Origin of the sequence: Microbispora hainanensis (assembly GCF_036186745.1) — a bacterium.
In the GTDB taxonomy this organism is placed as follows: domain Bacteria; phylum Actinomycetota; class Actinomycetes; order Streptosporangiales; family Streptosporangiaceae; genus Microbispora.
The window spans coordinates 2,440,378-2,454,358 of sequence record NZ_CP108086.1; the positions used below are offsets into that span (position 1 = coordinate 2,440,378).

The 13,981-nt window shown below is 69.9% G+C and carries 15 protein-coding genes; 6 read left to right on the plus strand and 9 right to left on the minus strand.

What is annotated here, in order from left to right:
- Positions 1–62 precede the first annotated feature (62 nt).
- Positions 63–785 (plus strand): hypothetical protein, encoded by a 723-nt coding sequence (locus OHB01_RS11330; protein WP_147945041.1) that lies wholly within the window; start codon positions 63–65, stop codon positions 783–785.
- Positions 786–860: 75 nt separating this feature from the next.
- Here the strand turns inward: OHB01_RS11330 and OHB01_RS11335 are convergent, their stop codons facing one another.
- On the minus strand, positions 861–1,346 hold the full coding sequence (locus OHB01_RS11335) for a peroxiredoxin family protein (protein WP_142650192.1): 486 nt from the start codon (positions 1,344–1,346) through the stop codon (positions 861–863).
- 100 nt (positions 1,347–1,446) lie between these two features.
- On the opposite strand from OHB01_RS11335, the gene OHB01_RS11340 reads away from it, so the two are divergent.
- A complete protein-coding gene (locus OHB01_RS11340) occupies positions 1,447–2,115 on the plus strand; it encodes a sigma-70 family RNA polymerase sigma factor (RefSeq protein ID WP_328855312.1) in 669 nt (222 codons plus the stop codon).
- On the plus strand, positions 2,112–2,333 hold the full coding sequence (locus OHB01_RS11345; RefSeq protein ID WP_142650194.1) for a hypothetical protein: 222 nt from the start codon (positions 2,112–2,114) through the stop codon (positions 2,331–2,333). Before OHB01_RS11340 ends, OHB01_RS11345 begins: the two co-directional genes overlap by 4 nt.
- On the opposite strand, the gene OHB01_RS11350 is transcribed toward OHB01_RS11345, so the two are convergent.
- Positions 2,261–2,950, minus strand: a complete 690-nt coding sequence (locus tag OHB01_RS11350) for a TetR/AcrR family transcriptional regulator (protein ID WP_328855313.1) — start codon at positions 2,948–2,950, stop codon at positions 2,261–2,263. The two genes, OHB01_RS11345 and OHB01_RS11350, sit on opposite strands and share 73 nt — an antisense overlap.
- Before the next feature lie 96 nt (positions 2,951–3,046).
- Between OHB01_RS11350 and OHB01_RS11355 the strand changes: the two genes are divergently transcribed.
- Positions 3,047–4,225 (plus strand): hypothetical protein, encoded by a 1,179-nt coding sequence (locus tag OHB01_RS11355; protein WP_328855314.1) that lies wholly within the window; start codon positions 3,047–3,049, stop codon positions 4,223–4,225.
- On the opposite strand, the gene OHB01_RS11360 is transcribed toward OHB01_RS11355, so the two are convergent.
- Together OHB01_RS11360 and OHB01_RS11365 are read right to left on the minus strand one after the other, a co-directional pair.
- Positions 4,115–4,519, minus strand: a complete 405-nt coding sequence (locus tag OHB01_RS11360; protein ID WP_142650196.1) for a hypothetical protein — start codon at positions 4,517–4,519, stop codon at positions 4,115–4,117. The genes OHB01_RS11355 and OHB01_RS11360 overlap by 111 nt on opposite strands.
- Positions 4,520–4,566: 47 nt before the next feature.
- Positions 4,567–5,679 carry a molybdopterin-dependent oxidoreductase gene (locus tag OHB01_RS11365; protein WP_328855315.1) on the minus strand — a complete coding sequence of 371 codons (1,113 nt, stop codon included), beginning with the start codon at positions 5,677–5,679 and terminating at the stop codon, positions 4,567–4,569.
- A 392-nt stretch (positions 5,680–6,071) separates the two neighbouring features.
- Between OHB01_RS11365 and OHB01_RS11370 the strand changes: the two genes are divergently transcribed.
- Positions 6,072–7,529, plus strand: a complete 1,458-nt coding sequence (locus OHB01_RS11370) for an MDR family MFS transporter (RefSeq protein WP_142650198.1) — start codon at positions 6,072–6,074, stop codon at positions 7,527–7,529.
- 260 nt (positions 7,530–7,789) lie between these two features.
- Here the strand turns inward: OHB01_RS11370 and OHB01_RS11375 are convergent, their stop codons facing one another.
- The 4 genes from OHB01_RS11375 to OHB01_RS11390 all read right to left on the minus strand — a co-directional run bounded on the left by OHB01_RS11375 (position 7,790) and on the right by OHB01_RS11390 (position 12,193).
- A complete protein-coding gene (locus OHB01_RS11375; protein ID WP_142650199.1) occupies positions 7,790–8,974 on the minus strand; it encodes an endo-1,4-beta-xylanase in 1,185 nt (394 codons plus the stop codon).
- Between the two features lie 51 nt (positions 8,975–9,025).
- Positions 9,026–9,655 (minus strand): polysaccharide deacetylase family protein, encoded by a 630-nt coding sequence (locus OHB01_RS11380; RefSeq protein ID WP_142650200.1) that lies wholly within the window; start codon positions 9,653–9,655, stop codon positions 9,026–9,028.
- 297 nt (positions 9,656–9,952) lie between these two features.
- Complete coding sequence (locus OHB01_RS11385) at positions 9,953–11,563, minus strand: ABC transporter ATP-binding protein (protein ID WP_328855316.1); 1,611 nt, start codon at positions 11,561–11,563, stop codon at positions 9,953–9,955.
- A 429-nt stretch (positions 11,564–11,992) separates the two neighbouring features.
- Positions 11,993–12,193 (minus strand): hypothetical protein, encoded by a 201-nt coding sequence (locus tag OHB01_RS11390; protein WP_328855317.1) that lies wholly within the window; start codon positions 12,191–12,193, stop codon positions 11,993–11,995.
- A gap of 246 nt (positions 12,194–12,439) precedes the next feature.
- Between OHB01_RS11390 and OHB01_RS11395 the strand changes: the two genes are divergently transcribed.
- Positions 12,440–13,174, plus strand: a complete 735-nt coding sequence (locus OHB01_RS11395) for an alanyl-tRNA editing protein (RefSeq protein WP_328855318.1) — start codon at positions 12,440–12,442, stop codon at positions 13,172–13,174.
- A gap of 191 nt (positions 13,175–13,365) precedes the next feature.
- On the opposite strand, the gene OHB01_RS11400 is transcribed toward OHB01_RS11395, so the two are convergent.
- A complete protein-coding gene (locus OHB01_RS11400; RefSeq protein WP_142650204.1) occupies positions 13,366–13,980 on the minus strand; it encodes a GNAT family N-acetyltransferase in 615 nt (204 codons plus the stop codon).
- Position 13,981 lies beyond the last annotated feature (1 nt).

Sequence of the window (13,981 nt, forward strand, 5' to 3'; positions counted from 1 at the left end):
CTTTACTCTAGGAGCAACTGGTCCTACTTTAGGAGCAATCAGTGTGAAGTTAGGAGTTAGAGATGGACGCACTGCTCGCCCGCGTCATGGAGGCGCACGGCGGACTCGAACGCTGGAAGAACCTGTCGATTCTCACCGCGCGCATCACCGCCGGTGGTCCCTTCTGGGAGTTCAAGGGTCAGCCCGGCTTCGCCGGCGACGACCTGGTGGAGGTGAGCCTCCAGAAGGAGCGCATCGTCCATCGCCGCCCCGAGACCGGCCGTACGGTCGTGTACGACCGCGAGGCGGACCGGGTGACCGTCACCGGCCCGGACGGCGAGGTGCTGGCCGATCTGCCCGAGCCGAGGTCCACCTTCGACGGCCACACGCGGGACACGCAGTGGAACGTGGGTCAGGTCGCGTATTTCCGCAGCTACGCCCTCTGGCACTACCTCGTCGAGCCGTACGTCTTCACCTGGCCGGGGGTCGAGGCGCACGAGGTGGAGCCGTGGACCGAGAACGGCGAGAAGTGGCGGGTGCTGAGCGTCACCTATCCGCCGTCGATCCACACGCACAACGCGACGCAGCTCTACTACTACGACGACTCCGGGCTGCTGCGGCGGATGGACTACCAGCCCGACGTGACCGGCGGGTCGGAGACGGCGCACTACATCCGGGCGCACGAGGTGGTGGACGGCATTCCCGTTCCGGTCAAGCGGCACATCCACCGGCGCAACGAGGACCGCACGGCGGACCTCTCCTGGGCTCCCATCACGATCGACATCTCGGACGTCACGATCGGTTGAGAGGCCCGGCCGGGCAGGCCGGTGGCGGTCCGGCCTGCCCGGGTCTCTGTCTCTCCTGCCGCCATGGGTGGCAGGTCAGGCGGCGGGCGAGTGCTCCTTGATGTAGCGGATCAGGCCGACGACGTCGTCGGGCACGAGGCGGCCGATCGCGCCGCTGGAGTAGACGCTGACGACGACCCGCCCGGCGGGGTCGAGCACGAAGCCGGTCGACTGGACGTACCGGGGGTCGTCGTTGACGAAGGCGCCGGTCGTGCGGGCCAGCAGGTCCGGGTCGGCGCTGTGGCCGACCGGGAAGTCCAGCCGGAGCGTGGTGACCAGGTCCTTCGTCGTGGCCTCGTCGTCCACCGACAGGGCCACCACCTTGGCCTCGACACCGCCCAGGGCGTCCAGCGACCGCTGGAAGGCGCGCAGCTGCGCCTTGCAGTAGGGGCACCACGAACCCCGGTAGAAGAGCACGACGCCGAAGCTTCCGGCCAGCGCGTCGGGCAGGCGCAGGGTCTCGCCGTCGATAAGGGTCACGTCCAGATCGGGAAAACGGTCACCAGGGTTGAGCAGCGTCATGTTCGATCCCCCTGTCGTATCGATTTCGGGTTGTCACTGTCTTCGCGTCACCACGGGGCGAGGTCTTACCTCACGAGTTCGGGCGAATAGCATCGGACGTATGGCGGCCGATCACGGCCTCGGGCAACACCAGGCCACCCTCGCCTCTGCCGATGCCGAGTCGGCCGAGTGGCTGCGTACGCTCGGCGGCGCCGGAGCGGAGCGGGAGGCGGCCGTGGAACGGCTGCACGCGATCCTGCTGCGCGTGGCGGGCAACGAGGTGCGCAGGCGTGCCCCGCGACTGCGCCTGTCCGGACCCGAGCTGGACGACATGGCGCACCAGGCCGCAGCCGACGCCCTGCTGGCCGTCATCGCGAAGCTCGGTCAGTTCCGCGGTGAGAGCCGGTTCACCACCTGGGCCTACAAGTTCGCCGTCCTGGAGGTGTCGGCCAAGCTCGGCCGCCACTTCTGGCGTGATCCGGGGGTGCCGCTGGAGGGCGAGGACTGGGAGCGCCTGCCCGACCGGTTCGAGTTCGACCCGGCCGAACGCTCCGAGTGGCGTGACCTGGTCGACGCGCTGCGCCGGGCCGTGGATGAGGAGCTCACCGAACGGCAGCGCCACATCTTCGTCACGATCGTGCTGCAGGGCGTCCCGTCGGACGCTGTGGCCGTCGAACTGGGCACGAACCGCAACGCGATCTACAAGGCGATGTTCGACGTCAGGCGCAAGCTGCGCGCCGCGCTCGTCGCCCAAGGCTTCCTGGACATCGGCACTGCGAGGCGGTCATGAACGGTTTGGACGAGCTGGACCGGTTCCTGCGTACCGACCCGCGCGACGTGGGCTGCGACAAGGCGCTGGACCTGCTCCACGTGTACGTCGAACTAGTGGCCCGGGACCCGGACGACGCGCGGCGGCGCTACCCGGGGATCGCCGTTCACCTGCGCGCCTGCGGCCCCTGCAACGACGATTTCGAGGGCCTGCTGGCCGTGGTGTCCGACGCGATATAGCGCAGCGCGTGGAGGCAGAGGTCGACGACGGCATCGGCGTACGCGGCGTCGAGGGGCTGCCCCGACACCAGCAGCCGATAGTGGAGCGGCGCGAAGACGAGGTCGAGAGCCGTGTCCGGATCGACGTCGGCGCGGACGGCCCCGGCCCGCTGCGCCTCGCGCAGCGCCTCTCGCACGGGTGCCCGCCGGGGCTCGAACCACTGCTCCGCCATGGCGCGGGCCAGGTCGGGGTCGGTCTGCGCGGCGCCGATCAGTTCCCGTAGCCGGCTTCCCCCGGCCCCGTCCACGTACAGGGTGAGGAATCCGTGCGCGTAGGCGCGCAGGAGCGTGGCGAGGTCGCCGGTGGCGAGGTCGCCGTCGGCGGGGAGAGGGCCGTCGGCGGGAAGGGGGCCGTCGGCGGGGAGCGGGCCGATGCTCACCTTGTCGAGGAACGCCTCGAAGACGATCGCCGCCTTCGAAGGCCACCACCGGTAGAGCGTCTGCCTGCCCACGCCCGCCCTGGCGGCGATGCCGCCCATGGTGACCGACTGGTAGCCGCCCTCCACGAACAGGGCGTACGCGGCGTCGAGGATCGCCCGCCAGGACTCCTGGCTGCGGCGGGCGGGATCGGCGGGCATGGGTCCACTGTAGTGGAGACGAGACATCTCGTCTCGTGTATGGTCGTCGCGAGACGAGATGTCTCGTCTCGTCAAAAGCCGTGAAGGAGGCGCGCTGTGACCGGAGACCCCGCGGCCGGAGGCCGCTTCACCATCGAGCGCCGCGACCGCTGGTCGCTGCGTACGCCTGACGGGTCCCCTTTCCTGTCCGTCGGGGTCGTCCACGCGGACGACACCAACCTGCGTTATCCGCACAACATCGGGATCTACCGGACGCGTTATGGCGGGTCACGCGGACGCTGGCTGCGCGAGGGACTGGTGCCGGAGATGACCTCGTGGGGGTTCAACACGATCGGCTGGACCTCGGAGTACGTCAGCGGCACCGGTCTCGCCACGGAGGGCGGCCCCGTCGACCTCGGACACTCGGACGGCCTGCCGCCCGACGAGCTGGCCGCGTCGGGCCTGCCGTACACGCTGTCGCTGCGGGTGGCCGAGATCGAGCTGTGGAACGGGTCACCGGCCTACCGCGATCCCCGTACGCCTGCCTTCGCGGAGTGGTGCGATCACCTGGCCAGGACGCTGTGCCGCCCGGACGACCCGAACCTGCTCGGCTACTTCCTCGCCGACGTGCCCTGCTGGGGTCCGCACCTGGCGGGCGGCGGCTTCCCGCCCGACGAGCTCTCCGCGATCGCGGAGGCCTACTATCGCGTCGCCACCGAGGCGATCCGGCGGCACGATCCCCACCATTTGATCCTGGGTGACCGCTACGGCACCCGGGCCGGGGTGCCCGAGCCGGTGCTCGACGCCATGGCGCCGTACGTCGACGTGCTGTCGGTGCAGACGTTCCCCCCTCCCGGGCCCGGCCACCTCGATGCGGCGCTCGACCGCATCGAACGGTGGCACGAACGCACCACCCGGCCCGTCCTGATCGCCGACACCGGCAACTGGTGCCCGACGACGATGAGCCCTGGCCGTACGGGGTCCTGCCGTGACCAGCGCGAACGCGGCGAGGGGTACGCGACGGCGGCCGAGGCGTTCGCCGCCCGCCCGTGGTGCCTGGGCTGGCACTGGTGCAGCTGGCTGGAGAACCCCCACCGCGGATTCGGGCTGAAGGACCCCTGGGACGAGCCCTACCGGGACCTCGTCGACGCCGTGACCGAGACCAACCACCGGCTGAGCGCGCTGCTAACCGCGGCGGCGCCGCAGCCGCGTGGCGATCGTGCCGAGCGCCGTCACCAGCGCGACCAGGCCCAGGACGACGAGCAGGTTGCGCCCGTAGTCCAGCGGCAGGAGTGACGGATTGTCGGCCCGGCGGCCGAGACCCGTGACCATCGGCAGGGCGACGAACGACAGCACGGCCGCGACGATCAGCCCGGCCCGCACCCACGGTGGCGTACGCAGCCTCCCGGCGGCCACGCCGACGAGCAGGACGAGCGGCACGAGCACCCCGTCATGCGCCACGACGAAGCCGCCGAACCACAGCGCCCAGCCGAGCGGGTCGCTGTGGCGGGCGTCCACGAGCAGGCCGGTGAGTCCGGTGAGGACCAGGCCGCCGCCGATCGCGTATCCCAGCAGACGCGGTGCGTTCACGCGTCTCGGCAAGCGTCTCGGCAAGCGTCTCGGCAAGCGCGGTGCGTTCACGCCGCCACCACCTTCGACACCCATTTGGTCTGCAGCACGCCCGGCCGGTTCGGCGCGATCAGCCGTACGGGGAAGCCGTGGTCGGGGGCGAGCGGCGCGCCGCCGATCCGCAGCGCCAGCAGCGTGAGCGGGTCGTTCCAGTGCGGTGGCCGCACCTCGCTCGACCGGTAGCCCCCGCCTCTCTCCAGCGACTCGACCGTGAGAACGGCGTCCGGCGCGATGCCCGCCAGGGCGGCGAGGTCGCGCAGCCGGATGCCCGACCACTCGGCCTCGGCGCTCCAGCCCTCCACACAGGCGATCGGCAGCCGCACGGTGTGCTGGGGGAGCCGCAGCAGGTCGTCGTACGCCAGGGACAGCGGCGTGCGCACCGCGCCGGTCACGGTGAGCCGGTATCCCGGGTCGTGGATCACGGTGGTCACGCCCGCCGCCTCGGCGGACTTGTTGACAGGCAGGCCCTGCGGGCCGATGTGCGGGTCGCGCGGCGCCAGCAGGGCGAGCCTGGAAAGCGGCGCGTACGTCTCGCCCACCGTGAACAGCACGGTCAGGCCCGACGCGGCGGCCACCGTGCCGAGGAAGCGGCGCCGCGCCGTCACCGTCTCCGGGGGATCGACCTGCTCCCGCGTCCACAGGTTCCCGCGTATCTTCGCCCACTCGTTGACGACATGGATGATCAGGGCGCCGTACAGGAGATATGCCGTCCAGTAATGCGCGACGGGAAAAGAGAACGGCCACAGGTAAACGTACGAGATGTTCAGCAATCCAGTGACCAACTGGAATAGCGAAGCCCCGACGAGAACGAGCACGAGCGCGCGTTCCATGGCGTGGGAGAGCGACCGGAACGGCGGCCACTGCCACAGCTTCGGATAAACGGTCCAGAGCTTCGCGAAAAGCAGCGGAACCGTCGCAAGCCCGCCGATGACGTGGAGCCCCTGCGTCACCCGATAAAGCCCGACCGGCCGGGACGGCCACGCCAGGCCACCGGGTGGATGCTGCATGAAGTGGCTGATCAGGCCGGTCACGAAGGCCACGGTGAAGCTGATCCCGAGCCACATGCCGAGCCGGGCGGCCACGCGCTCGGAATGCAGCACGCTGCCGAAACGGCCGGGCACACTTCGAAGAAGTGTTTCGGCCCGTTCTCTCACGGCGGAATCAACGACGGAATCACGCACCATGGCGCGGCCTCTTTTCCCGGAACGGCGGCGAACCATGATCCGCGCCGCCCGCGCCGGAAAGGACATTCGGAAGCACAATCGCGACCGTACCGCCGCCCGGCCTCGCGAATGCTTACGGAACCATGACGGGCCGCCGGGAGATCCGGCCGGCGCTGGTCCACGGCCCTTTTCCGTCGGCCGGCACACGCGCCGGCCGGCACGGGCGGGGCGAAGATCTTTTGTCGGTGGCGCCTGTCAGGCTTGCCGTGAACCTCAAGTCCTTGTGGGAGCCCAGGCTGGGACGCCAGCAGCGACCACGTCGTCCCCCTACAACCCTTGATCGAGGTGCCATGTCCATCGCACAGGTCGATTCCCCAGCCGAACCCGCGACCGCGGTTTCGAGACGCACCCCGGCCGTGATCCGGCTGCTGGTGCTCGCCACGTTCGTGGTCATCCTCAACGAGACGATCATGATCAACGCGATCCCGCGGCTGATGGGCGCTCTGCACATCACCGAGCAGACCGCGCAGTGGCTCTCGACCGCCTTCATGCTGACCATGGCCGCCGTGATCCCGATCACCGGTTGGTTCCTGCAAAGGGTGACCACGCGCCGCGCGTACGCCACCGCGATGGGCCTGTTCCTGCTCGGCACGGCGTTGGCCGCCGTCGCGCCGTCGTTCGAGGTGCTGCTGGGCGCCCGCATCATTCAGGCGTGCGGCACGGCCGTGATGATGCCGCTGCTGATGACCACGTTGATGCAGGTCGTGCCCGAGTCGGAGCGGGGCCGCGTGATGGGCAACGTCAGCCTGGCCATCTCGGTCGCGCCCGCGATGGGCCCGACGGTGTCGGGCGTGATCCTCCAGTTCGGCTCCTGGCGGTTGCTGTTCGCCGTGGTGCTCCCCATCGCCGGGATGATCACCTGGCGCGGCCTGAAGCAGCTCAAGAACGTCGGCGAGACCCAGGTCAGCTCGATCGACTGGCTGAGCGTGGTGACCTCGGCCGTGGGCTTCGGCGGACTGGTCTACGGGCTCAGCCGGTTCGAGGGTGGCAACGTTCGCGTGGCCGCCGCGATCGTGGGAGGCGGTCTGGCCGCCATCGCCGTCTTCGTCGTCCGCCAGATGTCGCTGCAGAAGCGCGGCGTGCCGCTGATGGACCTGCGCACCCTGCGCCACCGCACCTACACGGTCGCGCTGATCCTGATGGCGGTGTCCTTCATGGCGATGCTCGGCTCGATGATCCTGCTGCCGTTGTATCTGCAGAACATCCGCGCGCTCAGCCCCCTGGAGACCGGGCTCCTCGTGATGCCGGGCGGTCTCGCGATGGGGCTGCTCGGTCCGCCCGTCGGCCGCCTGTTCGACCGGTTCGGCGGCCGGGTCCTGGTCATTCCCGGCGCTGTCGGGATCGCGCTCGCGCTCGCCGGCTTCACCCAGGTCACCATGACCATGCCCTACTGGCAGCTCCTGGCGCTGCACGCGCTGCTGATGGTGAGCCTGGCCGCGACCTTCACCCCGGTGTTCACCCTCGGGCTCGGCGCGGTGCCCCCGCACCTCTACTCCCACGGCAGCTCGATCCTGAGCACGCTGCAGCAGGTCGCCGCGGCCTTCGGCACCGCGCTGGTGATCACCGTGATGAGCGCGCGAGCCGATGCCCTGCGATCGGCGGGAGTCGCGGAGGCGCTCGCCGACCTCGACGGCATGCGGCTGGCCTTCGTCATCGGCGCCGTGCTGTCTGTGGCCGTGGTCGTCACCGCCGTGCTCCTGCCCGCCCGAGCGGACAGCGCCGTCAAGTCGGCGGGGCCCGTCCACTGAGATGGGCCTGACATTGGCGGAGGGACGCCTGTGGTCGATCCGCCCGCCCCGCGATCGCGGAACGAGCGGATCTGGTCATCCGGCGGTCACAGCGCCTGGCGGCATATCCCTGGGGAAGAGGACGCCGCCGCCAGGCGTCGTACGGCGGGATGTGGCACACGGGGCCGCCTCGTGGAGTGCGGCCCCGTGCCCGTCGGCCGATGCGATCAGTCCGGCTGGTTCGGCCGGTTCGGTCAGTTCGGCCGGTTCTGCCGGGTCGGTCAGGGGCGGCCCGGGCCTCCGCCGTCGCGGCGCGGCGCGCCCGCGGCGAGTGCGAGGTCCTGCTGGATCACGTAGTACTGCGACTTGGGCTTCAGGTCCGCGTCATACAGCAGGGCGGCGCCCTCCTGCGGGTCGGCGAACCAGCCGGGGATCCAGGAGTAGGTGTCGCCGAAGCCCCACGGGGTGAACGAGATGCACTCGCGCACCGCCAGGCAGGCCTTCAGAGCGCGGGACCAGTAGCTCTCCTGGGCGTAGACGGCCAGCGGGTTGGTCGGGGTGTTCACGTTCGGCGCGGCCTCGGTGAACGTGCGGACGTCCACCTCGGTCTCGGCCACCTTCAGGCCGAGGTCCGCGAAGCGCTGCAGGTTGTTCTGCAGGTCGGGGAAGCCGTACTGGGTGTCCAGGTGGCCCTGGAAGCCGACGCCGTCGATGGGCACGCGCTGCGCCTTCAGCGTCTTGACGAAGTCGTACACCGCGTTGCTCTTCGGCCCGGTGAACTCGAGGTTGTAGTCGTTGTAGAACAGCAGGGCCTTGGGGTCGGCCTCGTGTGCCCAGCGGAAGGCGTCGGCGATGTAGCCGAGGCCGCCCCACGCCTTGTACCAGATGGTCTCGCGGGGCTTGCCGTCGTCGTCGAACGCCTCGTTGACGACGTCCCACTGCCAGATGTCGCCCTTGAAGTGCTTCACCTGGTCCTGGATGTGCTTCTTGAGCACGGCCTTCACCTCGTTGTTCGACAGCGTGGTGGTGAAGCCGTCGGAGGAGAGCCAGGTGGGCAGCTGGTTGTGCCACACCAGCGTGTGACCGCGGACCAGCTGCTTGTTCTTCTTCGCGAAGGAGACCAGCCGGTCGGCCGCGGCCCAGTCGTACGTGCCGCGGTTGGGCTCCACGAGCTGCCACTTCATCACGTTCTCCGGGGTGACGCTGGAGAACTGCTCGGCCGTGATCCGGGTGTATTCGGCGTTGCTGCCGAGCTCATCCGTGTTCACGGCGGTGCCGATGCGCAGGCCGATGCGGTCGCCGAGAGCGCGCAGCGAGTCCGCGGGGACGGGCGCGGAGTGCCCGGGGCCGGGCGGAGGAGGGGCGGGGGCGGCGCCGGGCTCGGCCGAGGCCGAGCCGGTGAGAGCCGCCCCGCTCAGCAGGACCGTGGCGCTCACGAGGCCGATGGACAGTGCGGAACGAAGCACACGAACTCCTCGGGGGATGAAAGTGGGGGGTTGATGGGTACTGCGATCGGGTCAGCCCCGGCGGGCGGGCAGCGACAGGCGCCATCCCTCCGACCGGAGCGCGGGAATGACCGTGTCGACGGCGGCGATGGTCTGACTTCGGTCCCCGCCGCCGTCGTGCATCAGGACCACCGCCCCCGGTGTGATCCCTTCTCTCAGGCGGCGGACCAGCTCGGCGGTGCCCGGCGTCTCCCAGTCGCCGATGGCCAGACGCCAGCCCAGCGCTTGCATGCCGAGGTCTGCCGCGACGGCCGGCGTCTGTCCCCAGTTGCCGTACGGGGCACGGAAGTACGGGATGCGCGCCCCTGGTACGGCCGCGCGGATGGCGGCGGTCGTCTCCAGCAGATCGGCGCGGATCCGCTCGGCCGGCCAGGTCGCCATGTCGTCGTGGCGCATGCCGTGGTTGCACAGCGTGTGCCCGTCGGCGACGATCCGCCGGACGACCTCCGGGTGCTGCCGCACATGCTCGCCCCAGAGGCAGAAGACCGCCTTCACGCGGTGCTCGCGCAGCACGTCGAGCAGGCGCAGGGTGTCGGGCGGGTTCGGCCCGTCGTCGAAGGTGAAGCTGACCGACCGCCCGCCGCCGCGGGCCGAGTCGACGACCGTGGGAGTCGGGTTGTCGGCCAGCGCCGGGTGTGCCATGCCCAGCAGCAGACCTATCGCGGCCAGTGGAGCGGCGAGAAGACGTGGCCTGCGTGGGCGACGGCTTCGGTTGACCACGATGACTCCATCTTCAGACGACGTACGCCCGAAAGTTTCTGTGACATTACGAAAGTAATGCAGACCATAGGAACGCGATAGTGCTACGTCAAGAGGTCAAAACCGCCCGCAAGCTCGCGTACACGGCGTCGTGGCTGATGAAAGGCATGCCAGCGGGTTCCCGACCGCCGTAAAACACCCGGCAGCCCCTCCGAAACTTTCGGATTAGAAGGGGTGTGATCAGGGGAGACGGCCGGCCTCCTCGTCGTGGAGGTACGCCGACGCCTGGAGGGTGAACAGCTCGGCGTATCCGCCCCCGAGCCGCATCAGTTCGGTGTGGGTGCCGTCCTCCACGAGCCTGCCGTCCTCCAGGAACATGATCCGGTCGGACTGGCGGACGGTGGAGAACCGGTGCGAGATGTACAGCGTCGTCTGTCCCGCCGCCAGGGCGCGAAGCCGGGTGAACAGATCATGCTCGGCCTGCGCGTCGAGCGCGGAGGTCGGCTCGTCGAGCACGAGGATCGCGGACTCGCGCATGAACGCCCTGGCCAGCGCGATCTTCTGCCATTCACCGCCGGACAGGCTGACGCCCTGGTCGAACCACCGGCCGAGCGGACTGTCGAAGCCCCTGGGCAGCCGCTCGATGCGCTCGGCTATCCCGGCCCGCTCGGCGGAGTCCGCGATCGCCTCCCTGTCCTCAAGATGCGAGAGGTCGCCGAGGCCGATGTTCTCGCTCGCGGTGGCCTGATAGGTCACGAAGTCCTGGAACATCGCGCTGATCCTGGCCCGGTAGTCCTCCGGGTCGTACTCCCTGATGTCGACGCCGTCGAGCAGGATCCGGCCCTCCGTCGGGTCGTACAACCGGCACAGCAGCTTGATCAGGGTGGACTTGCCCGCGCCGTTGCGACCGACGACCGCGACGGTCTCGCCCGGACGGATCTCGAAGCCGACCCGGTCGAGCGCCTTGACGTCGGAACCGGAGTAGCTGAACGAGACATCCTCGAACCGCACGTGACCCCGTACGTCGGCCGGCACTGGGCGGGGCCGCTCCGGCCTGCGGATCTCCGGGCGGGTGCCGAGGAAGCGGTAGAGCAGGTCAAGGAACAGGTTGTTCTCGTACATGCCGCTGAACCCCAGGAACAGGCCCTGGACGGCACCCTGCACGGCGGTCGCGGCGCCGGTGTAGAGCGCGAGATCACCCAGGGTGAGCCGGCCCGAGCCGGCCTGCACCGCGATGTAGAGGTAGATCCCGGAGCTGGTGAGGGTCGTCAGCATGCTCCACGCGGCGGCGGCCGCGTTGCGGGTGCCGATCAGCTTGCGCTGCCGTTCGTAGTAGACCTGGCCGAGCCGGTGGAACCGGTCGACGAGATAGGAGCCGAGCCCGAAGTGCTTGATCTCCTTGGCGTACGTGTCGGTGGTGACGAGCCCGGCCAGATACTCCATCCGGCGGCGGATCGGTGAGCCGAGGAAGCTGAACGCGAAGCTCCTGGCGGAATATCGGGTCTGCGAGACGAACGCGGGGATCGGGGTGACGAGCGCGACGACCGCGAGCAACGGGCTGATCGCGATCAGCATGGCGATCATCGTGCAGAACGTGATCACGGTTTTCACCAGGCCGAACGCGGAGTTCATCATCGACAGTGGGCGGCTGGGCGCCTCCTGGTCGGCCTGCCGCAGCAGGTCGTAGGACTGGGAGCCTTCGAAGAAGGCGAGATGCAGGTCGCTCGCGTGCGCCATCACCTTGTGGCGGATGGTGAGCACCATCTTCTCCTGCAGCAGTTGCTGGGCGATGTTCGTGAGCGACGTGACGACCGTGGTCACCGTGAAGAGGAGGAACTGCAGCGCGGCCACCGCGACGATCTTGGCGACCGACGATGGCGATGCCCGGGAACAGCGGCACCGTCAGCATGACGACGTCCGAACGGTGCTGGGCGTGCACCTGGATGCCCTCGACCACCGAGTCCATCAGCAGCTTCGTCATGTACGCCGAGGCGGTGGGCAGCAGGCCGCTGACGATGGTGACCGCGCCGATCACCACGGTCAGCACGGGACCGGCCTGCCATGTCAGCCCGACCACGCGCGGCAGCCCGCGCGCGGTGCCGGCGACCGTCTGCCGGATCCGCCGCCACCGCGACCTCAGGTCTCTGGGCTGTTCGCGCGGCTTGGGGTCCGGAATGTCGATAGGGCCGGTCAGCCCGCTGTCGGCGATGCTGGTCGGGTCGTCCAACCCGAGTGGCAGGCGGCGCATCGCCGATTCGGTACCGCCCCCACCCCGGTCCACTAAGCACCGCCCTGAGACCTGGCCGGCGGTTTCGCGTGCTCGAACGCGCCGTGCGGGAAGGGCTCGATCGGCAAGGTCAGGCGGGCCGGTTCGCCGTTCGCGTCGGGCCGGCGAAACCGGGCGGACAGCGCCGCCGGGGCGATCCGACCGATCGTCACCGCGGCTCCGCGCTCGGCCATAAGCGGAACGGTCACGTTCACGGCGCGGCGTTGCCCGGCACTCATGCTCGGGCCCTCGGCGCCTGGCCGGCGGCGTCCGGCAGGGGCTGCGTCAGGGGCGTTCGGTGGGAATTTCGTCATGCCTCGACCGTGCGGAGTGAGCACTCATTCCGTCAAAGCGTTTCTCGCCGACCGGGCTCGTCCGGTTCTGACCGACGGCATTAACTGGGCCGTGCGGCTTGTGCTCGGGCCGGTCCCGCCTCGCCTGCCGTGGCTAGACTCGGTGAGGTGACGTTCGATCTGCATGGGCGGACGAGGCGACTGGAGCTGACCGACCAGGATCTGCGGTCCTTCGAGGCCGTCGTGCTGGAGGCCACGCCGGACGGGATCGTCCTGGACCGATCGGCCTTCTATCCGGGCGGCGGAGGCCAGCCGCCGGACCACGGCGTGCTGCTGTGGCAGGGCGTCGAGACCCGCATCGAGGGTGTACGCAAGGGCGACGACCTCTACCTCATCCCCGCTGTGGACGACCCGATCCCGCCAGCCGGAACGGTCGTGCGGGCGGCGGTCGCCGACGAGCGGCGCTCCGCGCTCATGCGCACACATTCGGGTCTGCACGTGCTGTGCGGCGTCGTCTTCCGCGACTACGGAGCCCTGGTCACCGGCGGGAACATGGAGCCGATGACCGCGCGGATGGACTTCAACCTCCCCGAGGTGCCGCCCGGGTTCAAGGAGGCGGTCGAGGAGGCGTGCAACGCCGAGATCGCCGCCGACCGCCGGATCGACGTACGGGTGCTGCCCCGCGCGGAGGCGTTCGCGATCCCCGACATCATCCGCACCGCGACGAACCTCGTGCCGGAGGGCATCCCCGAGGTGCGGATCGTCGACATCGTGGGCCTGGACACCCAGGCCGACGGGGGTACGCACGTCGCCTCGACCAAGCAGATCGGCAGGATCAAGGTCGCCAAGATCGAGAGCAAGGGCCGCGGCTTCCGCCGCCTCCGCATCGCGATCGCCGACTGACCGCGCCCCGGCGGACCAAGCCGCCGGCCAGCTGCGCCGTCGGCTGATCGTCGCCCGACCGGGCCGCCGATCGCCGGGCCGTCCCGTCGGCCGGCCGAGCTCCGGTCGGCCGGGCCGGTGGCCGGCCGCGCTGCCGACCGCCGGGTCAGCTGAGCGCGCCGCCGACCCGCCGCACGCCGAACATCGGCAGGTCAGAAGTCGATCCGTACGACGGCTCGTGCGAGGGTCGGCCTGCTCACCTCGGTGAACCCGGCGTCGAGGAAGACGTCGCGGCTGCCGACGTGCAGCTCGCCCCAGGTGATCTCGACCCCCGGCCTGGTGATCATCGGGTATGCCTCCAGGGCCCGGGCTCCCCGCTCACGCGCGTAGTCGATCGTGGCGTGCGCGAGCGCGTAGGTCACCCCGCGCCGGCGGAAGCCCTTGCGGGTGACGAAGCAGGTCACGGCCCAGACGCTGTCGTCGGCCTGGTCCTCCTGCCGCCCCTTCCAGGGGACGCGGGTGCGGGTCAATTGGGGATAGGCCGTACGGGGCTCGACCGCACACCACCCGACCGGCTCACCGTCCAGGTAGGCCACGAGACCGCTGGTCGACCGGGCGCCGGGGGTTCCGCAGCCGGTCTGTTCGCGCAGGCGCGCGGCGCGTTCCGCGTCGGACACCGAGTGCCACTGGTAGGTGAAGATCTTGTAGCGCTGGCAATGGCAGTCCGTCGTGCCGAAGACGGCCTCCAGGTCGTCCCACGACGCCTGGTCGGCGGGGACGACGACGAGTCGATCGGCGGGAATCGGCTCGGTGATGTCCTGCCTCATC